We start from the raw sequence: 22,103 nt of genomic DNA, 5'->3' as shown, positions 1-22,103 counted from the left end.
CGTGCCGCAGGGCAAAGCTGCATGCGAACGCCTTGAGATCGCCGTGAAAATCGGTGAGACCTCCGCCAGCAAGTTCCTGATCCATGCTCGCCGTGCTGGCAGCCAAGAATCGCGTACCCTCCCCTGATGGAACATTCGGATCCCACCCCCAGCCAGGCGCCCGTGACGGCCGGCAACCGGCTGACGATCGACCTCGGCGCGCTGGCGCGAAACTGGCAGTCGCTCGCCGCGCGGGCGGGCCGCGCGGAGACCGCCGCCGCCGTGAAGGGCAATGCCTACGGCATTGGCGTCGAACCCGCCGTACGGACCCTGGCACGGGCCGGATGCCGCACCTTTTTCGTGGCGCTGCCGGACGAAGGACTGCGGGTCCGCGCCGCCATGCCGGATGCCACGATCTATGTGCTGAACGGGCTCGCTACCGACCTCGCCTCGGTGCATGCCGAGGCGACGCTCCGTCCCGTCATCGGTTCGAGCGGCGAACTGAATGAATGGGCCGCCTATCGCGCCGCGGGCGGCAGCGGCCATGCCGCGCTGCATGTCGATACCGGCATGAACCGGCTCGGCGTCACCTTCGCCGAGGCGCAGGAACTGGCTGCCGATACCGGCTTGGTCGATCGGCTCGGCCTGAGCCTGGTGATGAGCCACCTCGCCTGCGCCGACACGCCCGCCCATCCGCTCAATGCCAGCCAGCTGGCGACGATGCAGGACGTCAAGGCGCTGTTCCCCGGCCTGCCGGTCTCGCTTGCCAACACGGCCGGCATCGTGCTCGGCCCCGGTTATCATTTCGACCTCGTGCGCCCCGGCATCGGCCTCTATGGCGGGCCGTTCGTCGAGGGCATGGCGCCGCTCGAGACCGTCGTCACCGCAGAGGCGCGCATCGTGCAGATCCGCGACGTGCCGGCGGACCAGACGGTCGGCTATGGCGCGGCGCAGACGCTGGCGCGGCCGAGCCGGATCGCCATCCTGTCGACCGGCTATGCCGACGGCTATCACCGCGCGGCCGGCTCGACCGACAGCCGGCCTGGTGCCGCGACCTTCCTCCATGGCCGCGTGGCGCCGCTGGTCGGCCGCGTCTCGATGGACCTGATGGCGATCGACGTCACCGACATCCCGGAGGCCGGACGCGGCGACTGGGTCGAGCTGTTCGGCCCCAATATGCCCGTTGCCGACGTGGCGGCGGCGGCCGGCACGATCAGCTATGAGTTCCTGACCAGCCTCGGCGCCCGCTATGCGCGGCATTACCTCGGAGACGTCTGATGGCGCGGGCCAAGATCCAGTACATCTGTCAGAACTGCGGCGCGGTCAGCCCGCGCTGGCAGGGCCGCTGCGAAGCCTGCGGCGAATGGAACACGATGGTCGAGGAAAGCGCCTCGGGCGGCATTGGCGGCGGTCCCGCCAAGGGCCCGGCCAAGCGCGGCCGCATCGTCGAGCTGCAGGCGCTCTCCGGCGGCAGCAACGAGACGCCGCGCATCCCTTCCGGCATCGCCGAACTGGACCGCGTCACCGGCGGCGGCTTCGTCCGCGGCTCGGCGCTGCTGGTCGGCGGCGACCCCGGCATCGGCAAGTCGACCTTGCTGCTGCAGGCCTCCGCCGCGCTGGCCGCGAAGGGCGAGCGCGTCGTCTACATCTCCGGCGAGGAAGCGATCGCACAAGTGCGGCTGCGGGCCGAGCGCATGGGCGTCGCCCACACGCCGGTGGCGCTCGCCGCCGAGACCAGCGTCGAGGACATCCTCGCAACTTTGCAGGCAGGCCCCGTCCCCGCCCTCGTCATCCTCGACTCGATCCAGACGCTCTGGACCGAAACGGCCGAATCGGCGCCGGGCACAGTGACGCAGGTGCGCGCTTCGGCCCAGGCGATGATCCGCTACGCCAAGCACTCCGGCGCGACCCTGGTGCTGGTCGGCCACGTCACCAAGGACGGCCAGATCGCCGGCCCGCGCGTCGTCGAGCACATGGTCGACGCCGTGCTCTATTTCGAGGGCGAAGGCGGCAAGCAGTTCCGCATCCTGCGCGCGGTGAAGAACCGCTTCGGCGCCACCGACGAGATCGGCGTGTTCGAGATGACCGGCAGCGGATTGCGCGAAGTGCCCAATCCGTCGGAGCTTTTCCTCGGCGAACGCAACGCCGCCTCGCCCGGGGCGGCGGTGTTCGCCGGCATGGAAGGATCGCGCCCCGTCCTGGTCGAGATCCAGGCGCTTGTCGCCCCGTCTCTGCTCGGCACGCCGCGCCGCGCCGTCGTCGGCTGGGACTCCGGCCGCCTCGCCATGGTGATCGCCGTGCTCGAATCGCATTGCGGCGTGAAGCTCGGATCGAACGATGTCTATCTGGCGGTCGCCGGCGGGCTGAAAATTACCGAGCCGGCTGCGGATCTCGCGGTCGCTTCCGCGCTGGTCTCCTCGCTCTCCGGTATTGCTCTGCCGGCGGATTGCGTCTATTTCGGCGAGGTCAGTCTGTCGGGAGCCGTCCGACCCGTCGTCCATGCTGCGCAGCGCCTGAAAGAGGCGCAGAAGCTTGGTTTTGGCAGGGCGGTGCTGCCGGCAGCCTCGATCGACAAGGAGGCCAACCTCGGTCCCGGATTGCAGGGGATCGACCAGTTGGCCGGACTTGTTGCGATGATCGCGGCCTCGGGGACGCGGCCAGAACAACGCGCCGTCCCGGATCCGGCGGCAAGACGGCGGTCCAGTGTGGCCGATGAGGCCTTGGATTCGTGATGGCGACGGGCTAAAGCGCAACCTTCTGCAGCGCGGGTCGAGGGGACATCGTAGGAATGCCGGTCACGATTCTTGACGGTGTGGTCTTTGTCGTCATTCTCATCTCGGCGATGCTGGCCATGGTGCGCGGCTTTGTGCGCGAAGTGCTGTCGGTTGCCTCCTGGGCGCTCGCCGCCGCTGCCGCCTTCTTCTTCTACAAGTCGCTGCTGCCCTTCGTAGAGCCCTATATCGCCAACAAGAACGTGGCGATCATCGCGACCGCCGCCGGCATCTTCTTCATCGCGCTCATCATCGCCAGCTACATCGCGATGAAGATCTCGGATTTCGTCATCGACAGCCGCGTCGGCCTGCTCGACCGCATCCTCGGCTTCTGCTTCGGCGTGGCGCGCGGCCTGCTGTTGGTCGTCATCGCCTTCGCCTTCCTGTCCTGGATCCTTTCGGACCGGCAGCCGGCATGGGTTGCGAACGCGCAAAGCGCGCCTATCTTGAAGTCACTCGCGGACAAGCTCGTCGCGGCGCTGCCGGAAGACATCGAGAAGACCATTCAGGACCGGCTGCACGGCAAGGGCGAGGAAGCAACGCCGCCGACGGATGCGCCTGCCGAGGATGCGCCGGACGCGACGCCCAATGCTGCGCCGGCCCAGCCCGACGCGCCGCAGACGGCGCCGAATCCCGGCTACGGCACGCAGGAACGCCAAGGTCTCGACAACCTGTTCGACAATAGCGGCGACCCACCGGCCGAAGAGCCGGACCAGACGCCGGCACCGGACTGACCCGGGGAAGCACCAATCCCTGACGCGATCGCCGCCCCCGATCGCCCGTCAGGCTAAAAGGACCGGATATGGACGATTTTTCCATGCTGCCAGCTCCCGCTGACGATGATCACTTCCACGAGGAGTGTGGCGTGTTCGGCGTGTTCGGACACGACGATGCAGCCGCGCTGACCGCGCTCGGCCTGCACGCGCTCCAGCATCGCGGCCAGGAAGCCGCCGGCATCGCCGCCCATGACGGCCGCCAGTTCTCGATCGAGCGCCATATGGGCCTCGTCGGCGACAACTTCACCCGTAAGGCGGTGATCGACCGCCTGCCCGGCCGTCGCGCCATCGGCCACAACCGCTACGCCACGACCGGTGGCGTCGGCCTGCGCAACGTCCAGCCGATGTTCGCGGAATTCGCCGGCGGCGGCTTCGCCGTCGCGCATAACGGCAACCTGACCAATGCGATGACGCTGAAGCGCGAATTGCAGCGCCGCGGCTCGCTGTTCCAGTCGACCTCCGACACCGAGACGATCATCCACCTGATCGCCACCTCGATCCACGGCCAACTGCTCGACCGCTTCATCGACGCCATCCGCCGCATCGAAGGCGCCTATTCGCTCGTCGCCCTTTCGGAAAAGAAGATGATGGGCTGCCGCGATCCGCTCGGCGTGCGCCCGCTCGTGCTCGGCAAGCTCGAGAACGCGCATATCCTCGCCTCCGAGACCTGCGCGCTCGACATCATCGGCGCCGACTATGTCCGCGACATCGATCCCGGCGAAGTCGTCATCATCACCGATGAGGGCATCGAGAGCTTCTTCCCGTTCGAACGCCAGCGCTCGCGCTTCTGCATGTTCGAATATGTCTATTTCGCCCGTCCGGACTCGTCCGTCGACGGTCGCGGCGTCTATCACGTCCGCAAGCGCATCGGCGCGGAGCTGGCGCTGGAGAGTGGCATCGATGCCGACGTCATCGTGCCGGTGCCGGATTCCGGGGTTCCCGCCGCCATCGGCTATGCCGAGGCCGCCCGCATCCCGTTCGATCTCGGCATCATACGCAACCACTATGTCGGCCGCACCTTCATCGAGCCGACCGACGCCATCCGCCATATGGGCGTGAAGCTGAAGCACAACGCCAATATGCGCGTGCTCGAAGGCAAGCGCGTCGTGCTGGTCGACGATTCGATCGTGCGCGGCACCACCTCGATGAAGATCGTGCAGATGGTCCGCGACGCCGGCGCCGCGGAGGTACACATGCGCATCGCCAGCCCGCCGACCAAGGATTCCTGCTTCTATGGCGTCAACACGCCGGAGAAGTCGAAGCTGATCGCCTCGCACATGTCGGTCCAGGAAATCGCCGATTTCATCAAGGCCGACAGCCTTGCCTTCCTGTCGATCGACGGCCTCTACCGCGCCGTCGGCGAGGCGCAGCGCAATGGCGACGCGCCGCAGTTCTGCGATGCCTGCTTCACCGGCGATTACCCGACCCGGCTGGCCGATTTCGAAGATCGTGGCAAGGTTCAGCCGCTGAAGCGACTGGCCGAAGCGAGCTGATAGCCCGCTCGCTACCCCTCTCTCCTTCCCGTCTGCCCGGGACAGGCGGCGCCGCCAAGCGCCCCGCCCCGGGCGAACCTAGAACTTGATTGGACGTCTTCCGTGACCACTCCCGACCTTTCCGGCCGCATCGTCGTCGTCACAGGCGCCTCGCGCGGCATCGGCTGGAACGCGGCGCTCGCGGTCGCGGAAGCCGGCGCGCATGTGATCGCCATCGCCCGCACGGTCGGCGCGCTTGAGGAACTGGACGACACAATCCAGGCCAAGGGCGGCACGGCGACGCTGGTGCCGCTTGACCTGCGCGACCTCGAGGCGATCGACCGGCTCGGGCTCTCGATCTACGAGCGCTGGGGCAAGCTGGACGGGCTCATCGGCAATGCCGGCCAGCTCGGCATCATCACCCCGGTCGCCCATCTCGACCAGAAGATCTGGGACGAGGTGATGACGGTCAACGTCAGCGCCAACTACCGCCTGATCCGCTCGCTCGATCCGCTGCTGCGCCAGTCTGACGCCGGCCGCGCGCTGTTCCTGAGCTCCGGCGCGGTGGTGAATTGCAGTCCCTATTGGGGCGTCTATTCGGCCTCCAAGGCGGCGCTCGAAGCGCTGGTGCGCACCTATGCGGCGGAAATCGATTCCAGCACGGTGCGTGCGAATCTGTTCGATCCCGGCCGCTTGCGCACGCAGATGCGCGCCAAGGCGAAGCCCGGCGAGGATCCCGAGACGCTGAACCACCCGCACGTCGTCGCCGCCGACATCGTCCGCATGATCGCACCCGGCTTCACCGACAACGGCACGCGCTTCGAGTTTGCGACCGGCAACGTCACGCGGTTCCTGGGGTAGGTCAGCGGTTGAAGTGACATCCCCTCTCCCTCAGGGAGAGGGGAAAAGCCCCGCTCTCGCCATTGATTTGCTGCCGTATTGGTTCGATCCCGGGCCGTCATCCCGGCGTAGGCCGGGATCCAGACACACAGGCATTTGGCAGTGAACCCGAGCCAGTATTCGCGGGACCGCGCTTATGGGCCCCGGCCTTCACCGGGGCGACGGACAGCGGCGCACACGCCAGCCCGGCTCCGCTAGAGCAGCGATACGCCTTTCAGCTTGGGAAGCACGGCGCGGTTGACGACCCGGTCGACGATCACCTCGTGCCGGACGAACCAGTTCACCACATTCTCCGCGCCCATCACCGCGATGCGCTCCATGGTCGCCGCCGTCTCGGCCGCGATATGCGGGGTGATGATCGTGTTGGGCGCCGTCAGCAGCGGGTTGTCGGGTTTTGGCGGCTCGGCCGCCAGCGTGTCCAGCGCCGCCCCGCCCAGGCGGCCGGAGGCCAGCGCCTCGGCGACATCCGCCTCGTCCAGCAATCCGCCACGCGCCGTATTGACCAGCAAGGCCCCCGGCTTCATCCGCGCGATCGTGGCCCGATTGAAGAAGCCGCGATTGGATGCATCCATCGGGCAATGCAGGCTGACGATGTCGCTCTCGGCCAGGAGCTGATCGAGCGGCACGGTCCAGATCCCGGCGACGGCCGAGGCAGCTGCGCCCGGCCGGCCGGAGGCGATGACGCGCATGCCGAGCGCCCGCGCCATCTCGCCGACGCGGCGGCCGATGCGGCCGAGCCCGACAATGCCGAGTGTCTGGCCGCGCAGTTCGATGGCAGTGTAGCGGCCGCGATCCCAAAGGCCGGCTTTCAGCCGCGCATCGAGCCGCACGACGTCGCGCCGGATCGCCAGGATCAGCGCAATCGCCATCTCGGCGGTGGCATCGGCATTGGCGTCGCCCGCCGTCATCACGGGGATGGAGCGCTCGGTGGCGGCGGCAAGATCGACGCTGTCGACGCCCGCTCCCATCTTCGAGATCAGCTGCAGCGAGGCCCCCGCAGCATCGAGCACGGCGGCGCCGAGCGGCGGGTTGGCCCGCACCAGAATGGCGTCGAAGGGTTTGGCCGAGAGCGTCGCGATCATGCGCGCTTGGTCGATCGGCCCGCTCATTGTCTCGATGACAGCGCCAATCGGGTCGAGGATGCGCGACGCCGGCTCCAGCAAATCATCGCCCGTCATCAGGACACGGATGGGCGATGGCATGGCTCTGTCCTCGATCAGCGAGACTGAATTTCACCTCTCCCATAGGGAGAGGTCGGAGCGAAGCTCCGGGTGAGGGGCTGTGATCTCTCGGGCAAGGCCTGAACCCCTCACCCGCCGGCCTGCGGCCGTCGACCTCTCCCTATGGGAGAGGTGAAGACGACCCTTCGCTCGAACCCTACCGCTTCTTCGCCTTGTTCTCGAACGGGTTTTCGCCCTTGCGCAGCTGCAGGCGCAGCGGCACGGCGGCGAGCTTGAAGGTCTCGCGGATGCCGTTCAGCAGATAGCGCGTATAGGCGTCCGGCAGCGCTTCGGGGCGCGAGCAGAAGGCGACGAAGGTCGGCGGACGCGCCTTGGGCTGGGTCATGTAACGCAGCTTGACGCGGCGGCCCGAGACGGCTGGCGGCGGATGGTGCTCCAGCACGCTTGCCAGCCAGCGGTTCAGCGCCGCGGTCGGGATGCGGCGGTTCCAGGTCGCGTAGACCTTGAGCAATTCGCTCATCAGCTTGTCGATGCCCGCCCCGGTCAGGCCGGAAAGCGGCACGAGCGGCACGCCGCGCACCTGCGGCAGCAGGCGCTCGGCCATCTCGCGAAGCTCGGCCATCTTGGCCTGGCGATCCTCGACCAGATCCCACTTGTTGAAGGCGATGACGAGCGCGCGGCCCTCGCGGGCGACCAGATCGGCGATCTGCAGGTCCTGCTTCTCGAAGGGAATCGTCACGTCGAGCATCAGCACCACGACCTCGGCGAAGCGGATGGCGCGCAGCGAATCGCCGACCGAAAGCCGCTCCAGCTTGTGCTCGATGACGCGGGACTTCTTGCGCATGCCGGCCGTGTCGAACAGCTTGATGCGGCGGTCGTTCCAGGTCCAGTCGACCGAGATCGAATCGCGCGTGATGCCGGCTTCCGGGCCGACCAGCAGGCGGTCCTCGCCCAGCATGGTGTTGATCAGCGTCGACTTGCCGGCGTTCGGGCGGCCGACAATGGCAACCTTGATCGGCCGGTTGAGGTCGAGCGGGGCTTCCATTTCCTCGCCGGTCTCGGGATCGATCGGCAGCGGTGCGTCGAAATCGTCTTCCTCGTCGGAGAGCTCGTCTTCCTCGCGCTCGAACGGCAGCAGGGCGGCGAACAGGTCGGCCATGCCCTCGCCATGCTCGGCCGAGATCGCCACCGGCTCACCGAGGCCGAGCGAATAGGCTTCCAGGACGCCGCTCTCGCCGACCTTGCCCTCGGCCTTGTTGGCGACCAGCACGACCGGCTTGCCGACGCGGCGCAGCAGCTCGGCGAAATGCTCGTCGACCGGCGTCACGCCAACGCGGGCGTCGATCAGGAACATCGAGACGTCGGCTTCCTCGATCGCCATTTCGGTCTGGGCGCGCATGCGGCCCTCGAGCGTCTCGGGATCGGCGTCTTCGAGGCCGGCCGTATCGATGATCGTGAAATAGAGATCGCCGATGCGGGCTTCGCCCGGCCGGCGGTCGCGCGTCACGCCCGGCGTGTCGTCGACGATCGCGATCTTCTGCCCGACGAGGCGGTTGAAGAGGGTCGACTTGCCGACATTGGGACGGCCGATGATGGCGACGGTGAAGGTCATGATAGATACGGCCTCAAATGGCGTCGGGAAGCCGCGGCGTCCGCGACTTCCCGAAATACTGCCACGTCGAGGTTCCGGCTAATACGCCCCGCGTGGCCCCGGAACGACGAAAAACGATGGGTTCGGCGCCTGTCGGCGTCAGCTCTTGGCAGGTGCCGGCGCGGGACCGATCTTGGAACGGATCAGGTCGAGCATCAGCTGCGTCCGGCTCTGCATCGACTGCGGCGTCTCCGGATCATCGGCGATGGCCTGGAAATAGCCGCGCGCCGCCGGGAGATCGCCAACGCGCCATGCCGTCATGCCGAGCAGTTCGCGCGCGCTGTGGCGCCACGGACCGCCGACGGCGGCAAGATCGGCGACCCGCGCCTGCATGGCCGGCAGATCGGCCGTATCGACGACGAGCAGGGCGGCGCGCAGGCGCGCCATCGCCTTGAGCAGCGCCGGGGTGTCGGACTTGGCGGCGATCGCGTCGAACGCCTTGACGGCATCGTCGGTCTTCTTGGTCGCGGCCAGTTCCGACGCTGCGCGGAAGCTAGCCAGAACCGGGTAGCCGCCATTGCCGCTCGCCGCGATCTCGTCGAGCGCCTTGATGGCTTCGTCATGCTTGTTGTCGTTGGCCAGGTTCAGCGCCGCGACGAAACGGTCTCCTTCGGCGGCCGCTTGCTGCTCGCGCCAGTATTCCCAACCGCGCCAGCCGCCAACGGCGACGACGATCAGAACCGCTGCCAGAAGAACGTAAGGTCCGAAGCGGGCCCAGAGACGCTTCGCCTGTTCGCGGCGCAGATCGTCTTCGACTTCGTGAAAAATGTCAGTCATGCTCTTCTTTCCGGCTCCGGTCAGCGGCGCGCACCATAACGAAGCGACCCTGCGCTGGCAAATCGATGATGGCGGTTCTTCGCCCGTAAACCCGCGCTTCCGCCGCGGCGTCACGCCGCCGGCGGATCCAGCCGGAAAATGGTGCCCGCCTCGCCGGTATTCGGAAGGATCGCTGGCAGCGAGAATGCACTCCCCGCCCTACCAGAAGGTCCGCAAAGCAGCGTCGCGCGACGCCTCCCGATCAGCCCTTCGACTTTGCTGCAGCTTCGGCCGCGGCCGGCGTCTTCAGCGTGTAGACGTTCTCCGGCGCCGGGAAGGTCCGCGCCTTCACTTCCTCGGCATAGGAGGAGATCGCCTCGCCGATCAGGCCGCCCAGATTGCCGAACTTCTTGACGAACTTTGGCACGCGCGGCGACAGGCCCAACATGTCCTCCAGCACGAGGATCTGCCCGTCGCAATCCGGCGACGCGCCGATGCCGATGGTGGGGATCGCCACGGACTGGGTGATTTCGCGCGCCACCGGCTCGATCACCCCCTCGACCACCAGAGCGAAAGCGCCCGCATCGGCGATCGCCCTTGCGTCCGCCAGCACAGCCGCGACGCTCGCCTCGGTCTTGCCCTGCACCTTGAAGCCGCCCATCGTGTTGAACGACTGCGGCGTCAGGCCGATATGGCCCATGACCGGGACGCCGCGCTGGGTCAGGAAGCGCACGGTTTCCGCCATATGCACGCCGCCTTCCATCTTCACCGCGCCACAGCCGGTTTCCTTCATGATCCGCGCCGCCGAGCGGAAGGCCGCCTGCGGGCTCTCCTCATAGGAGCCGAACGGCATGTCGACCACGACGAGCGCGCGCTTCGAGCCGCGCATCACGGCGAGCCCCTGCAGGATCATCATGTCGAGCGTGACCGGGATCGTGCTCTCCAGGCCGTGCATCACCATGCCGAGCGAATCGCCGACCAGGATGAAGTCGACATGCGGATCCATGATCGCCGCGGTATGCGCGTGATAGGAGGTCAGCGACACGATCGGCGTGCCACCCTTTCGGCTCAGGATATCGATCGCGTTCAGGCGGCGGGTCTGCGGCTCGACGGACATGAGAGGTCTCCTTTGGCGCGGAAGCCATATCTCTTCTGATTGAGGCGCTCGACAACGTTTCGACCGCCCCCGGTGCCCGGATCGTTCCGTTGGCGCCCGGCGGAAACTTGCTAGCATGCTTCCCATCGGCATTCGACTACCGCGCGCGCAGACCTGCCAGCTGCAATTGCAACGGCTCCTGACTTTACGGAAGAATTTCGGTATCCAGATTACCGGTTGTTCAGTCTTTGCTTGCTACCATAAGGAAATGCAGCACGACCTTTCCGGGGAGAAGACTTCGATGCGCCGTTCCTTAGCAGTACTCGGCCTGTCCCTTTCGATCGGGCTCGCGGCCCTACTTGGCGCGGTGCCCGGAACGGCGCGGGCCGACGTGGTCGCCCGCATCAATCTGAGTTCGCAGCAGATGGTCGTCTATGTCGATGGCCGCGCCCGCTATGGCTGGGACGTGTCGACGGCGCGACGCGGCTACACCACGCCGGTCGGCAGCTATCGCCCGACGCGCATGCACCGCATGTGGTACTCGCGTAAATACGACATGGCGCCAATGCCGAACTCCGTCTTCTTCCGTGGCGGCTACGCCATCCACGGCACGCCGCATGTGCGCTCGCTCGGCCGTCCCGCGTCGCATGGCTGCGTCCGGCTCGCGCCTGAAAATGCCCGCACGCTCTATCAGCTCATCGCCGAGCGCGGCATGCAGAATGCGCGCGTCGTGATCACACGCTGAGAAAATCGTGTGGCCGGCGGCCATTGCGTGACGAAGGTCACTGACGGAACGGTTGTGGCCCGCTAGAACAGCATCGTGACGGGCGGCAATCAATGAGCCGCCCGGCCCCTCGAATTGACCCCGCCCGGAACCGCCGCCATGCTCGCTCGCCTGCTTGCTCCCCTCGCCATCGCCACGATCGCGCTGACCACAGCGCCGCAATTCGCCTCGGCCAATTCGCTGTTCCCGGGTCCTGCCGGCGTGTTCGCGAAGGTCAATCTCGCCAAGCAGCAGATGGACGTCGTCGTCAATCGCGGCAATGGCGTCAAGGAAACCTATAGCTGGAAGGTTTCGACCGGCCGCAAGGGCTTCGAGACGCCGCCCGGCAAGTTCCGCCCGGACTATCTCGACGAGATGCACCATTCGACGAAGTATGAAAACGCGCCGATGCCCTATTCGGTGTTCTTCAACGACGGCATCGCCGTGCATGCGACGACCGAAACCAAGAATCTCGGCCGCCCCGCCTCGCATGGCTGCGTCCGCCTCGACAAGGCGAATGCGGAATTGTTCTTCAAGGCCGTGAACGAGATCGGCATGATGCGCACGGCCATCATCGTCGAGAAATAAGCGCCCCGTTCTCCCGGCACTCCTGATTTCCTGACCGAAAGCGCCGCCGCACCCCTCGGCGGCGTTTTCGTTTGGAGCGTTTTCAAGCCAAGTGGGGTCAGTGGGTCGTCGGCGGAGTCATGAAGGCGTAGGGACGCGCCTCCATCAGTCGCCAGGCGCCGCCCTTCTTCTGCGCGAGCAGTGCGACATGCAGCTCCATCGCGCGGCCGCCGCCGGCGCTCGAGCCGGTGACCTCATGCATCGCGTCGATGAAAACGGCGTCTCCCAGCGGGCGCACCGCTTCGACCGTGAAATGGCTGTGCGCGCCCTTCAGGATCGCCGCCATGTCGGCAGTCAGGACCTTCTGCACCCCGGCCGTGCCCGTGCCGCGCAGCCCCATCGGGCTGATGACGGTGGCGTCCTCGGTGAACAGCTTGGCGGCCGCCGCCGCGTCGCCGCGATCCATGCAGGCCGCGATCTCGTCCATCAGCGGCTGAATCTCGTCGGCGAGCTTGCGGCTCATCGGGTTCATCGCGGCGTGCAGATGCGATTGTTGTTGCTGCGTTGCCATGGGGAATTCCTCCAATCAACGGACCATTTCGATCCGGCGACGGAGCATAGTCCCATCCAAATCGCGGACCGTGCACGTCTGCGCGAGGCAACGAGAGCGCCTTCAGCAGACGCGCTGGCCCTCGCGCCAGACGCTGCGCACGACCGGCACGCCCTCGCCGGCCCGCACGCGGACGAGATCGGCGCGCAGCCCCGGACGGATCGCGCCGCGATCGGTTAGACCGACCGCTTCGGCCGGCGCGCGCGTGACCAGCCGCACCGCTTCCGGCAGTCGGATAGACGGCACCAGTTCCGGCAGCGCGAACACCGCGATCATCAGGCTGAACGGCACGTAGTCGGACGACAGGATGTCGAGTTGCCCGGCCTCGGCCAGCACGGCGGCGGAGACATTGCCGGAATGCGAGCCGCCGCGAACCAGATTGGGCGCGCCCATCAGCACGCGGATATCCGCGGCGCGCGACGCAGCGGCGGCCTCCATCGTGGTCGGGAACTCGGCAATCGAGACGCCATCCGACGCCGCCTCGTCGACATGGGCCGCCGTCGCGTCGTCATGGCTCGCCACCGCGATGCCGCGCGGGTGGCAGAGATCGACGATCTCGCGGCGATGCCGGGCGGAAAACTCATCCGCCTGGGCGATCCGCTTGGCGGCGAACGCCTCATAGGCGGCGTCCGACATGCCCATCTTGCCCTGGTAGAAGGCGCGATAGCTGTCGAGGCTGGCAAACTGGCGCTGGCCTGGAGAGTGATCCATCAGCGAGACGAGCTTGACCGGCAGCACGTCGAGGAAGCCGGCCAGCCCGTCGAGCACGTCCGGCGCGGAGACCTCGCAGCGCAGGTGCAGCCTGTGATCCGCGCGCAGCCTGTCTTCCCGCTTCGCCGTCTCGATCGCGTCGGCGAGCATCTGCATTTCGGACGTCGAGGTGCGCGCATCCTCGTCCATGCCGACGCGCAGCGCATCGAACACGGTGGTGATGCCGGCGCCCGCCACCTGGGCGTCATGCGCCTGCACGGCGGCGACCGGGTTCCAGCGCACACCGGGACGCGGCGCATAGTGGTTTTCGAGATGGTCGGTGTGGAGCTCGACGAAACCTGGCACCAGGAAATCGCCCCCGAGGTCCTCGCCATGCCGCGAGGCGCCATGATCGAAATCGGCGATCAGCCCGTCGCGGACGAGCAGGCTGCCCTCGACGATCTCGTCCTCGAGCACGATCCGGGCATGCGAGAAGATCTGTTCGGCCATCACGCTGCCCCCGCCAGCATGGTGACGTGATGGACGCGGAACGGCGCGCCGCGCTCCGGCTCGATGAACAGGCCGAGCCGGTCGATCGCGAACGGCTTGCCGTCGAACTCTGCGAAACGCTGCTTCAACTCGGTCGCCATGGCCTCGGCATCGTCCTTCGGCACGCGCCCCGTCAGGGACATATGGAAGCGGAAGGCGTCGAAGACATAGGGATAGCCCCAGCGCAGCAGGTTGGTTTCCTCATCCAGCGTCAGTCCGGCGACGCGGCGGCGCGCAATATCCGCCTCCGAAAGCGGCGCACGGAAGGGCTCGAACTCGGCCACGATCCGGCCGGCAAGATCGTCCAGCTCCGGCACGCGCTCGTTCGGCACCAGAGCGAAGAATCGACCGAGCCGGCGAATCACCAGTTCCGGCACCAGCACCGGGGCCGACTGCGCCGCGAACGCGTCGAGGGTCGCGACCAGATCCGCCTCGCTCTGCCCATCCGCCAGGGTGAAGGGCGCCTTCAGCGTCGCGTGGAAGCCATATCGCGCCGGATCCGCCAGATAGGCCTCGATCGCGCCGCCGGAAAAACCCTGGATCGGCGGCAGGGGATGATCCTCGCCCGTGAACGCGTCGCGCCCGAGCCAGCGGGCGGCGGTGATCGCGAGAGGATGGTCGGCGGGCGGCGTGGCGTAGATGGCGTATCGCAAGGAGAGTCTCGACAGTTGGCGTCCGAATCGCGGACGAACAGTGTAACCCGAGGCGCATGGCGGAACGGAGACATTGAGCCGGCGAATGGCGGATGGAGAAAAGCGCGCGCCCGCCCGCGTTGCTGAAACTTGGAACGTTGTATTTCACGGTTCCACAACGATATCCGTCTATAAGAACAGCCTGCAGTCGAACGATCGAATGAGGATCCCTATGAGCCTGTCCAAAACCGCCCTCGGCCTCGCGCTGGCACTCCTGGCCGCACCGATGCTGCTTTCGGCATCGCCCGCCTCGGCCACCAGTGCCAACGACTTCTCCACGAGCGGCATCGACTCCGGTCCCATTCCGGATTGGAAGGTGTTCGGCTTCGATCTCTCCAGCGTGCCGAACGACACCGCCTCGCTCGCCGCCTTCAAGGCCTCGCTGTCGCCGCAGATGCAATTGGCGATTTCCAACCGCTGCCGATACAACATCGCGATCAACCCGTTCCAGTATTCCCCCAAGGTCCGCGATTTCTGCTGGGCGCGCTGACCGCCCCTTTTGCGGGATCTGGCAGACGCGGGTGGCGTGAGCGCCGCCCGCGTCAGCCGTGCTGAACCACCAGGCGATCGATCTGGGTGAGGAATTCCGTTCGCGCCACCGGCTCACGCAGGCCGCGCGGGCCATAGATATAGCGCGCCAGGAAATGTCCGGTCAGGCGGAAGGCGTCGCGCAGTTCCTGCGGACCGCCATTGCTCGGGCCGCCGGTCATGAAGGGCGCAAGTCGAAACAGCCGGTCCTCATAGCCGATCGCCCCGGCGCGGCTGACGGCGCGGCCGGTTTTCGGCGACACATAATGCAGTTCGTCTCGCTCGCCGGTCGCCGCGCAGACCGACAGGTCCAGGCCGTAGCCGAGCTCTTCGAGCAGGGCCAGCTCGAAACGGGCGATGAACGCCCCGAAATCCAGTAATTCCGGACGATCCGCTGCCGCGAAGGCATCGAGCGCCGCCTCGACCGCGCCATGCAGCGCGGGATGCGGCTCGCGCTCGGCCAGAAGGCGGAGATGGCCGGTCAAGGTCTGCAGGGCGAAGATCGTGCCGGGGTCGGCCATCAGCCGCCCTGCCCGGCTCACCAGCGGCTCGACCGTGAAGATGCCCAGATGCTCGTCAAGCCGCGCGCGCCAGACCACCTGCACGGTATTGCCAGGCTGGAGCACGGGTGAAAGCCGGCGCGACCGGCCGCCGCGCACGAGTCCCAGATGCCGACCGCGCGCAGCCGTCATCAGTTCGAGAACGACGCTCGCCTCGCCCTGTTGCCGGACGCCGAGTACCAGGCCCTGATCGGTCCATTCCATGCGCGTCATTCTAGAGCCTTTCACCGCTTCTCTGAAACGGCGCAACGCTCTATCTCACTGTGGGGTCGCGTTTTCTCCACGCGAACCGGTACCCACTTCGCTCGAAAACGCTTTGGGGAGTGTCGGCGGCCAAAGCCACGGTCCCGCGACGCGATCGCCGATCCGGCCGCGCTGGAATCCAGACAACAAAAAAGCCCGGCTGATTGCTCAGCCGGGCCTTCGATAACTGACCTAGGTCAGATTACCAGGAACGCTTCAGGAACAGGTTGAAGGTCCAGCCGTTGCCGTCGATGTCATCGGTCGGACCGAAGCGATCATCGTTGACGTTGACGTCGGTGTAGAAGACGTCGCCGACCAGGTCGAGACCCTTGACCGGGGTGTAGGCGGTGGTGAAGCCAACGCGCCACGCGTCGACGTTGAAGTCCTGGTAGTCATCCGAACCGTCGAACTGAGCGTAACCGCCCGAGAGCGACGACCACAGCTGCGGGGTCCAAACGTGCTTGTACGAAGCGAGGGCCGACCAGCTCGAACCCGTACGCGACGCTGCGTCGACGTTCAGGAACGGACCGACGAAGCCAGCCACCGAGGTGCCGCCGGCGATGCCGGTGTACGAGTTGGCGTTGTCGCCGTAGGCAGCCGACACGAAGAAGCGATCGCCAGCCGAGAAGTTGTCGAGAGCGATCTCAAGACCGCCACCGATTGCCCAACCGTCTTCAGCGTCATAGTTGTAGGGGTCGGCCGCCGAGCCGTCGCCGCTACCGATGCTGACAGCCTGATGCGTCCAGGCACCGGCCAGCTTGGCCGAGAAGATGCCCGAAGCGTAGGTCACTGCAGCGACGATATCCGGGATGTTGTCCTGGCCGCCGGTGTAGTACGGACCGATCGGATCAGCGAGATTGTCGACCTGACCGAATGCGTTACGGTCACGAGCGTCTTCCACCGAGATCGCCAGACCGAAGCCGTTGACGGCATAGGTCAGCTGGATGTGATCGACGGTCGAATCCGAACCGAACATGCCGGTGTCGTTGTAGCCCCGGCCGAAGTCGAACAGCGAGGTGAAGTAACCAGCCTTGAGCGGTCCGAGCTCGAGGTAGGCGCTGTCGACGTAAGCGGAGTTCGTCGAAGCGTTGATGTAATCCTGAACGTCGCCTTCGCCGCGGACGTTGCCGGTCTTGGCGCGCATGTCGATGAAGCCGGTCAGGTTACCGTATTCGGTGACCGACGAAGCCGTCGCCTGGATCGAAACTTCCGTGTAGAAGTTGCCCCAGTTGCTGTTCGGGTAGGTACCGTTGAAGACGCCGACGAAGTCGTCGCCCGAACGGTCGCCGAACGACGTACCGAACTTGACGTAGCCGCCGATCTTGATGCACGTGTCGGTGCCCGGCGAGTAGAAGAAGCCGGCGCCGAAAGCGTCGCAGACCTTCACGTAGTCAACCGGCTCGGCGACCGTGAGATCCGCCGCCTGAGCGCCACCAGCCATCAGCATGGCTGCTGCAGAGCCGAGGAGAAGGGTCTTAAAGTTCATATCCTGACCTCCAAAAAGGTAAAACCAGGAGACTATGTCATTCTTCTCGTCGCCTCAGAGTAGACCCCGCAGGATCACCCCTTCTCTTCAGCTCGTACGAAGTCAGTCCTAATCCCCGTTCAGCTGCATCCGCTTTTTATTGGCCCCCACCCCAGGGTGGCCGGCAGATGCAACCGGAATCTCATCTCGTGATTCCGTAAAACTGATCATAGCGAAAGCGCGTTCACGCGCTATGACAGAAATGCAACACCAAGCCCCTTCCGTACTGCGTCAGCCGTTAACCTCCGGCTAAGAAGGATTAACGGCCGTTAACCTTATAACTACCGGGCATTTCTTGAAAAATCCCAGTTTCCCCCGCGCCGCAGGCTAGCGCTTGATCCCGCCCCGCGCAGCGCTAATGTCCCTCCCCTCATTCCAACCACAGGGAAGACCGTCCGCCATGACCGCTCTCGACCAAAATGCGATTCTCGAGCGGCTGCGCTCCGTCGAAGGCCCGGATGGCAAGGGCGACATCGTCAGCCTCGGCCTGGTCTCCGATATCCTGATCAACGGCGCCAAGGTGATGTTCTCGATCACCGTCGACGCGGCGCGCGCCAACGAGCTGGAGCCGCTGCGCGAAAAGGCGGCCGCCGCCGTGCGGGCGATGGAGGGTGTCGAGAGCACGCTTGTGATCCTGACAGCCGAGCGCCGGGGCAACAGCCTCGAGACCCGCAGCCCGCCGCCGCGCCCCGCGCCCGCGGCCTCGTCGCCCGCCGCCCATCCCCCGCGCCCGGCCGCCGCCCGGCCGTCGGCTTCCGGCAAGCCTGGCATTCCGGGCGTCACCGCGATCATCGCGGTCGCCTCGGGCAAGGGCGGCGTCGGCAAGTCGACCACCGCCGTCAACATCGCGCTCGGGCTTGCCGCCAATGGGCTGAAGGTCGGCCTGCTCGACGCCGATATCTATGGACCGTCCGTGCCGCGCCTGCTCGGCCTTTCCGGCCGCCCGGAGACGATCGACGGCCGGACGTTGAAGCCGATGGAGGCGTTCGGCATCAAGGCGATGTCGATGGGCTTCCTGGTGGAGGAAGAGACGCCGATGATCTGGCGCGGGCCGATGGTGATGTCGGCGATCACGCAGATGCTGCGCGAGGTTGCCTGGGCGCCGCTCGACATTCTCGTGGTCGACATGCCGCCCGGCACGGGCGACGCGCAATTGACCATGGCGCAGCAGGTGCCGCTCGCCGGCGCCGTCATCGTCTCGACGCCGCAGGATCTCGCTTTGATCGACGCGCGCAAGGGCCTCGCCATGTTCCGCAAGGTGGACGTGCCACTGCTCGGCATCGTCGAGAACATGAGCTATTTCATCGCGCCCGATACCGGCGCCCGCTACGACATCTTCGGCCATGGCGGCGCGAAGCGCGAGGCGGAACGGCTCGACGTGCCGTTCCTGGGCGAAGTGCCGCTGGAAATGGTCATCCGCGAGACCTCGGACAGCGGCAAGCCAATCACGGCGAGCCAGCCCGACAGCCCGCATGCCCGCGTCTACAAGGAGATCGCCGCCAAGATCTGGGCGGCGGTATCCGGCGGCGCCGGCGCGAGGCAGGCCCCGAGCATCGTGATCGAGTAGAGGCGATGCCGTCATCCCGGCGAAGGCCGGGATCCAGGCCCGCCGTCGTCGGAGGGCTTGGCGACGTCCTCCGCGGCCGGTGTTCATGGCCCCCGGCCTCCGCCGGGGCGACGAGGCGCCTTGGCGGGGGCCCCTCTCTGTCTGAAATGAAAAACGCCGACCGAAGATATCCGGGCGGCGTTTTGATTCGGATCAGGTGCCGACGGTGAAGCGCTTGTGGGTGTGCTTGCGGCTCTCGGCTTCGTCGAGGATCGCCACCGCCAGGTCACCGACCGAGATATGCGCGGTGACGGTGGCCGGGTCGATGACGGGATTGTCGAGGCCGAGGCGATAGCGGCCGGTGCGCGGGGTGTCGTGCTCCAGGATCGCGGCCGGCGACAGGAAGGTCCAGTCGAGGCCGGTCTCCTTGCGGATCTCGGTCAGCCCGTCGCGGGCGGCGAGCGCACCCGGCTTCCAGGCCTCGGGAAATTCGGGCAGGTCGACCGCCTGCACGCCGGGCGCGACTTCGAGGCTGCCGGCGCCGCCGACGACCAGCAGCGGCAGGCCGGCCTTCTTCACGCCGGCGACGATCGCCGCCGCGCCGCGCTTGTATTCATTGTAGATGTCCGGGTTGGTCCAGCCGGGATTGTAGGCGCTGACGACATAGTCATAGCCTTTCACCAGCGCCGCGACGCGATCGGCATCGAGCACGTCGCCGGCGATCTTGGTCAGGCCCGGCGCGTCGGCCAGCTTCTCGGGATGACGGGCAATGGCGCCGACCGCGTGGCCACGCGACAGGGCCTCCGCGACGACCGTCGCCCCGACAAAACCCGTCGCGCCAATGACTGCAATCTTCATCATGTCCATCCTGTTCGACCGGCGCGACGTCCGCGCCCTCTTCCGCATCCCATGCGGTTACGAACGATAACTAGGCGCTTGACTTGAATGCGTAAAGAACGCATCTGCGGCGCACCACAGCACAGCGGGGGAACCACCCTGCGCGCCACAGGAGACGTCATCATGGAAGGAACGGCCGAAAGGCTCGATTCGGAAGCGTCCGACGCACCCGCACCGATGGCCATTGGCGCGCCGCTGCTGAACGGACCGTTCGCCGGCACCGTGGTGTTGCCGGCCGAGCAGTGCCCCGTGCGCGACGTGCTGGACCGGCTGGGTGATGCCTGGAGCTATCTCGTCGTGCTGCAGCTGACCACCGGGCCGCATCGCTTCAATGCGCTGAAGCGCGCGGTCGACGGGATTTCGCAGCGTATGCTGACGGTAACGCTGCGCAGCCTGGAACGGGATGGGCTGGTCAGCCGCCAAGTGTTCCCGACCACGCCGCCGCAGGTCGAATATGCGCTGACCGAGATGGGCCATTCGCTGGCCGAGCCGATGCGCGCCCTCACGGCGTGGGCGGCCTCGCATCATGACCATGTCCGCGCCTCGCGCGCGGTTTATGACGCCAGGCGCGAGACAGAAAGCGAGCGCTGAAATCAGGGCCTGAGCAGGCCCTTCAGCGCGACATGCTGGATAAGCAGGATCGTCTTGGCGTCGCAGATGCGGCCGTCGTCGATCATCGCCAGCGCTTCGGCGAAGGGAAGCTCCAGCACTTCGATATCCTCGCCCTCATTTTCGTGGCCACCGCCATCGCCGGTGCGGTCGCGCGGCGAATAGCGAGCGACGAAGAGGTGAAGCTGCTCGACGACGCTTCCGGGCGACATGAAGGGAATCATCACGCGCACCGGCGCCTCGAGCGTGACGCCGAGTTCTTCCTCGGCTTCCTTCTTGATGCAGGTGAAGGGATCGTCGGCATCGAGCAGGCCGGCGCAGACCTCCACCAGCGGCTCGTGATGGCCACGCACCCAGGCCGGATAGCGGAACTGGCGGATCAGCAGCACCGTGCCGCGATCGGGATCATAGGGCAGCACGGCGGCGCCATCGCCGCGATCATAGGTCTCGCGCGTCTGCGTCTGCCAGCTTCCGTCCGAGCGGCGATAGTCGAAGATGTTCTTGTAGAGCCTGCCCCAGCTATCCGAGAGCAGGATGCGCTCGCGCTCGCGAACGCGGTCATTCCAATCCGTCATGCGATTTCCTTGCCGTCCGTCCTGGCCGCAGCCCAGTCTGGGCGTCTCCGGCCTGCTTCCGCGTCGAGCCTAGTTCAGCACGAGACGCCCTATCAAAGCTGAAATCGCCGCATGGTATTCGGCCGGGTCCGCCCCCGCATCGATCGCCAGGGCGGCGCGGTCGAACGCGGCCGAGAGCAGATCGGTCAGCGCCGCGAGCGGCAGTCCGGCATTGCGCCCCGCCTGAGCCGGCAACGCGGCGGCCAGGCCCTCGGCGAGCGTCCGCGCCGCTTGGGCTTCGTCCAGCGCCCGAACCTCCGCCAGGCCGAGCACGGAAGGCGCCTCGATCAGCAGCAGTCGCGTCCGCCCCGGCTCGCGCATGGCTTGAAGATAGGCCGCGCCGCCGGCGATCAGCGCCTCCAGCGGCGGCAGGGAATCCGGCGCCCTCTCCCCGATCGCGCGAGCGACCTGGCGCGCCTCTTCCGACACGACGGCGCGGAACAGATCGCGCTTGTCCTGGAAGTGATGATAGAGCGCGCCGCGCGTGATCCCCGCCGCAGCCACGATCTCGGGCGTCGATGTCTCAGCATAGCCCTTGGCGATGAACAACGCCCGGGCCGCGGCCAGCAGCGCGGCCCGGGTCTTCTCGGTGCGATCCTGATTGGTGCGGGTCGCTGATTGCATACATACAGCCTGTATGTTAATGGACAAAATACACGCAGACTGTATGTCAGTTATGAGGGAGCGCAAAGCCATGCGGATCACGAGCTTCTATCCCGTGCTGATGACCGGGGATGTCGCGGCGACGGCCGCGTTCTACCAGGCCCATTTCGGTTTCGTGGCTGCGTTCGAGAGCGACTGGTACGTCCATCTCCAGTCCGCGACGGATCCCGCGGTCAATCTCGCCGTCCTGGACGGCACGCACGAGACCATCCCGGAGATCGGACGCGGCATGGCGGCCGGCCTGCTGCTCAATTTCGAGGTCGAGGATGTCGATGCCGTCCATGCCCGACTGGTGGCGGCGGGATTGCCGATGCTGCTGGCGCTGCGCGACGAGCCGTTCGGCCAAAGGCATTTCATCACCCGCGATCCGAACGGCGTGCTGATCGACGTCATCACGCCGATTGCGCCCAGCGCCGAATTCGCCGCGCAATATTCGAAGGACGCGCTGCCGGGATCGAACTGACC

23 protein-coding genes are annotated in these 22,103 nt (G+C 66.5%); 11 read left to right on the top strand and 12 right to left on the bottom strand.

What is annotated here, in order from left to right; translation table 11 throughout:
• The first annotated feature begins 126 nt into the window (after window positions 1-126).
• From alr to ACHMWQ_RS11835, 5 genes are all read left to right on the top strand, one after another.
• Window positions 127-1,257 (top strand): alanine racemase, encoded by a 1,131-nt coding sequence (alr, locus tag ACHMWQ_RS11855; protein WP_396307618.1) that lies wholly within the window; start codon window positions 127-129, stop codon window positions 1,255-1,257.
• A complete protein-coding gene (gene radA / locus ACHMWQ_RS11850) occupies window positions 1,257-2,711 on the top strand; it encodes a DNA repair protein RadA (RefSeq protein ID WP_266332252.1) in 1,455 nt (484 codons plus the stop codon). Before alr ends, radA begins: the two co-directional genes overlap by 1 nt.
• A gap of 56 nt (window positions 2,712-2,767) precedes the next feature.
• The gene (locus tag ACHMWQ_RS11845) at window positions 2,768-3,484 is read left to right on the top strand and encodes a CvpA family protein (protein WP_396307617.1); all 717 of its coding nucleotides are present in this window, start codon (window positions 2,768-2,770) and stop codon (window positions 3,482-3,484) included.
• A 68-nt stretch (window positions 3,485-3,552) separates the two neighbouring features.
• A complete protein-coding gene (purF, locus tag ACHMWQ_RS11840) occupies window positions 3,553-5,019 on the top strand; it encodes an amidophosphoribosyltransferase (RefSeq protein ID WP_354548256.1) in 1,467 nt (488 codons plus the stop codon).
• 102 nt (window positions 5,020-5,121) lie between these two features.
• Window positions 5,122-5,859, top strand: a complete 738-nt coding sequence (locus ACHMWQ_RS11835; protein ID WP_396307616.1) for an SDR family NAD(P)-dependent oxidoreductase — start codon at window positions 5,122-5,124, stop codon at window positions 5,857-5,859.
• Window positions 5,860-6,092: 233 nt separating this feature from the next.
• On the opposite strand, the gene ACHMWQ_RS11830 is transcribed toward ACHMWQ_RS11835, so the two are convergent.
• From ACHMWQ_RS11830 to panB, 4 genes are all read right to left on the bottom strand, one after another.
• Window positions 6,093-7,100 (bottom strand): hydroxyacid dehydrogenase, encoded by a 1,008-nt coding sequence (locus tag ACHMWQ_RS11830; RefSeq protein WP_396307615.1) that lies wholly within the window; start codon window positions 7,098-7,100, stop codon window positions 6,093-6,095.
• A gap of 175 nt (window positions 7,101-7,275) precedes the next feature.
• Window positions 7,276-8,691 (bottom strand): ribosome biogenesis GTPase Der, encoded by a 1,416-nt coding sequence (der, locus tag ACHMWQ_RS11825; protein ID WP_396307614.1) that lies wholly within the window; start codon window positions 8,689-8,691, stop codon window positions 7,276-7,278.
• 138 nt (window positions 8,692-8,829) lie between these two features.
• Window positions 8,830-9,507 (bottom strand): tetratricopeptide repeat protein, encoded by a 678-nt coding sequence (locus ACHMWQ_RS11820; protein WP_354548248.1) that lies wholly within the window; start codon window positions 9,505-9,507, stop codon window positions 8,830-8,832.
• A 241-nt stretch (window positions 9,508-9,748) separates the two neighbouring features.
• Window positions 9,749-10,603 (bottom strand): 3-methyl-2-oxobutanoate hydroxymethyltransferase, encoded by an 855-nt coding sequence (gene panB, locus ACHMWQ_RS11815; protein ID WP_396307613.1) that lies wholly within the window; start codon window positions 10,601-10,603, stop codon window positions 9,749-9,751.
• A 280-nt stretch (window positions 10,604-10,883) separates the two neighbouring features.
• Between panB and ACHMWQ_RS11810 the strand changes: the two genes are divergently transcribed.
• Window positions 10,884-11,327, top strand: a complete 444-nt coding sequence (locus tag ACHMWQ_RS11810) for a L,D-transpeptidase (RefSeq protein ID WP_396307612.1) — start codon at window positions 10,884-10,886, stop codon at window positions 11,325-11,327.
• Between the two features lie 138 nt (window positions 11,328-11,465).
• Window positions 11,466-11,933, top strand: a complete 468-nt coding sequence (locus tag ACHMWQ_RS11805; RefSeq protein ID WP_396307611.1) for a L,D-transpeptidase — start codon at window positions 11,466-11,468, stop codon at window positions 11,931-11,933.
• Between the two features lie 97 nt (window positions 11,934-12,030).
• On the opposite strand, the gene ACHMWQ_RS11800 is transcribed toward ACHMWQ_RS11805, so the two are convergent.
• The 3 genes from ACHMWQ_RS11800 to ACHMWQ_RS11790 all read right to left on the bottom strand — a co-directional run bounded on the left by ACHMWQ_RS11800 (window position 12,031) and on the right by ACHMWQ_RS11790 (window position 14,414).
• A complete protein-coding gene (locus ACHMWQ_RS11800) occupies window positions 12,031-12,483 on the bottom strand; it encodes a nuclear transport factor 2 family protein (protein WP_396307610.1) in 453 nt (150 codons plus the stop codon).
• 102 nt (window positions 12,484-12,585) lie between these two features.
• Window positions 12,586-13,725 carry an alpha-D-ribose 1-methylphosphonate 5-triphosphate diphosphatase gene (locus tag ACHMWQ_RS11795; protein WP_396307609.1) on the bottom strand — a complete coding sequence of 380 codons (1,140 nt, stop codon included), beginning with the start codon at window positions 13,723-13,725 and terminating at the stop codon, window positions 12,586-12,588.
• Entirely contained in the window at window positions 13,722-14,414 is a 693-nt protein-coding gene (locus tag ACHMWQ_RS11790) for a DUF1045 domain-containing protein (protein WP_396307608.1), read from the bottom strand. The genes ACHMWQ_RS11795 and ACHMWQ_RS11790 overlap by 4 nt, the downstream gene beginning before the upstream one ends.
• Window positions 14,415-14,625: 211 nt before the next feature.
• Here ACHMWQ_RS11790 and ACHMWQ_RS11785 point away from each other — a divergent pair, with 211 nt between their 5' ends.
• Window positions 14,626-14,943, top strand: coding sequence for a hypothetical protein (locus tag ACHMWQ_RS11785; protein WP_396307607.1), 318 nt, complete (start codon window positions 14,626-14,628; stop codon window positions 14,941-14,943).
• Between the two features lie 52 nt (window positions 14,944-14,995).
• On the opposite strand, the gene recO is transcribed toward ACHMWQ_RS11785, so the two are convergent.
• Complete coding sequence (recO, locus tag ACHMWQ_RS11780; protein ID WP_396307606.1) at window positions 14,996-15,745, bottom strand: DNA repair protein RecO; 750 nt, start codon at window positions 15,743-15,745, stop codon at window positions 14,996-14,998.
• A 241-nt stretch (window positions 15,746-15,986) separates the two neighbouring features.
• Window positions 15,987-17,270 carry a porin gene (locus ACHMWQ_RS11775; protein ID WP_396307605.1) on the bottom strand — a complete coding sequence of 428 codons (1,284 nt, stop codon included), beginning with the start codon at window positions 17,268-17,270 and terminating at the stop codon, window positions 15,987-15,989.
• Window positions 17,271-17,709: 439 nt separating this feature from the next.
• Between ACHMWQ_RS11775 and ACHMWQ_RS11770 the strand changes: the two genes are divergently transcribed.
• Window positions 17,710-18,876 carry an Mrp/NBP35 family ATP-binding protein gene (locus tag ACHMWQ_RS11770; RefSeq protein ID WP_396307604.1) on the top strand — a complete coding sequence of 389 codons (1,167 nt, stop codon included), beginning with the start codon at window positions 17,710-17,712 and terminating at the stop codon, window positions 18,874-18,876.
• A gap of 192 nt (window positions 18,877-19,068) precedes the next feature.
• Here ACHMWQ_RS11770 and ACHMWQ_RS11765 read toward each other — a convergent pair whose 3' ends face one another.
• On the bottom strand, window positions 19,069-19,716 hold the full coding sequence (locus ACHMWQ_RS11765; RefSeq protein WP_396307603.1) for an NAD(P)-dependent oxidoreductase: 648 nt from the start codon (window positions 19,714-19,716) through the stop codon (window positions 19,069-19,071).
• A gap of 159 nt (window positions 19,717-19,875) precedes the next feature.
• On the opposite strand from ACHMWQ_RS11765, the gene ACHMWQ_RS11760 reads away from it, so the two are divergent.
• Entirely contained in the window at window positions 19,876-20,343 is a 468-nt protein-coding gene (locus tag ACHMWQ_RS11760) for a winged helix-turn-helix transcriptional regulator (RefSeq protein WP_396307602.1), read from the top strand.
• A 2-nt stretch (window positions 20,344-20,345) separates the two neighbouring features.
• On the opposite strand, the gene ACHMWQ_RS11755 is transcribed toward ACHMWQ_RS11760, so the two are convergent.
• Both ACHMWQ_RS11755 and ACHMWQ_RS11750 read right to left on the bottom strand, forming a co-directional pair.
• Complete coding sequence (locus tag ACHMWQ_RS11755) at window positions 20,346-20,936, bottom strand: NUDIX domain-containing protein (RefSeq protein WP_396307601.1); 591 nt, start codon at window positions 20,934-20,936, stop codon at window positions 20,346-20,348.
• Between the two features lie 69 nt (window positions 20,937-21,005).
• Window positions 21,006-21,599, bottom strand: a complete 594-nt coding sequence (locus tag ACHMWQ_RS11750) for a TetR family transcriptional regulator (RefSeq protein WP_396307600.1) — start codon at window positions 21,597-21,599, stop codon at window positions 21,006-21,008.
• Window positions 21,600-21,669: 70 nt separating this feature from the next.
• On the opposite strand from ACHMWQ_RS11750, the gene ACHMWQ_RS11745 reads away from it, so the two are divergent.
• Window positions 21,670-22,101, top strand: a complete 432-nt coding sequence (locus tag ACHMWQ_RS11745) for a VOC family protein (RefSeq protein ID WP_396307599.1) — start codon at window positions 21,670-21,672, stop codon at window positions 22,099-22,101.
• The last annotated feature ends 2 nt before the right edge of the window (window positions 22,102-22,103 follow it).

This window comes from Kaistia sp. UC242_56, assembly GCF_044452255.1.
Taxonomy (GTDB): Bacteria; Pseudomonadota; Alphaproteobacteria; order Rhizobiales; family Kaistiaceae; genus Kaistia; species Kaistia defluvii_A.
This window is presented reverse-complemented; position numbering and strand designations above follow the sequence as displayed.

Coding starts and splice junctions, on each gene's coding strand:
- ACHMWQ_RS11770 (WP_396307604.1), top strand. CDS start 17,710: ATGACCGCTCTCGACCAAAATGCGATTCTCGAGCGGCTGCGCTCCGTC.
- radA (WP_266332252.1), top strand. CDS start 1,257: ATGGCGCGGGCCAAGATCCAGTACATCTGTCAGAACTGCGGCGCGGTC.
- panB (WP_396307613.1), bottom strand. CDS start 10,603: ATGTCCGTCGAGCCGCAGACCCGCCGCCTGAACGCGATCGATATCCTG.
- ACHMWQ_RS11845 (WP_396307617.1), top strand. CDS start 2,768: ATGCCGGTCACGATTCTTGACGGTGTGGTCTTTGTCGTCATTCTCATC.
- ACHMWQ_RS11785 (WP_396307607.1), top strand. CDS start 14,626: ATGAGCCTGTCCAAAACCGCCCTCGGCCTCGCGCTGGCACTCCTGGCC.
- alr (WP_396307618.1), top strand. CDS start 127: ATGGAACATTCGGATCCCACCCCCAGCCAGGCGCCCGTGACGGCCGGC.
- ACHMWQ_RS11820 (WP_354548248.1), bottom strand. CDS start 9,507: ATGACTGACATTTTTCACGAAGTCGAAGACGATCTGCGCCGCGAACAG.
- purF (WP_354548256.1), top strand. CDS start 3,553: ATGGACGATTTTTCCATGCTGCCAGCTCCCGCTGACGATGATCACTTC.
- ACHMWQ_RS11800 (WP_396307610.1), bottom strand. CDS start 12,483: ATGGCAACGCAGCAACAACAATCGCATCTGCACGCCGCGATGAACCCG.
- ACHMWQ_RS11775 (WP_396307605.1), bottom strand. CDS start 17,270: ATGAACTTTAAGACCCTTCTCCTCGGCTCTGCAGCAGCCATGCTGATG.
- ACHMWQ_RS11755 (WP_396307601.1), bottom strand. CDS start 20,936: ATGACGGATTGGAATGACCGCGTTCGCGAGCGCGAGCGCATCCTGCTC.
- ACHMWQ_RS11745 (WP_396307599.1), top strand. CDS start 21,670: ATGCGGATCACGAGCTTCTATCCCGTGCTGATGACCGGGGATGTCGCG.
- ACHMWQ_RS11810 (WP_396307612.1), top strand. CDS start 10,884: ATGCGCCGTTCCTTAGCAGTACTCGGCCTGTCCCTTTCGATCGGGCTC.
- recO (WP_396307606.1), bottom strand. CDS start 15,745: ATGGAATGGACCGATCAGGGCCTGGTACTCGGCGTCCGGCAACAGGGC.
- ACHMWQ_RS11805 (WP_396307611.1), top strand. CDS start 11,466: ATGCTCGCTCGCCTGCTTGCTCCCCTCGCCATCGCCACGATCGCGCTG.
- ACHMWQ_RS11760 (WP_396307602.1), top strand. CDS start 19,876: ATGGAAGGAACGGCCGAAAGGCTCGATTCGGAAGCGTCCGACGCACCC.
- ACHMWQ_RS11830 (WP_396307615.1), bottom strand. CDS start 7,100: ATGCCATCGCCCATCCGTGTCCTGATGACGGGCGATGATTTGCTGGAG.
- ACHMWQ_RS11750 (WP_396307600.1), bottom strand. CDS start 21,599: ATGCAATCAGCGACCCGCACCAATCAGGATCGCACCGAGAAGACCCGG.
- ACHMWQ_RS11765 (WP_396307603.1), bottom strand. CDS start 19,716: ATGATGAAGATTGCAGTCATTGGCGCGACGGGTTTTGTCGGGGCGACG.
- der (WP_396307614.1), bottom strand. CDS start 8,691: ATGACCTTCACCGTCGCCATCATCGGCCGTCCCAATGTCGGCAAGTCG.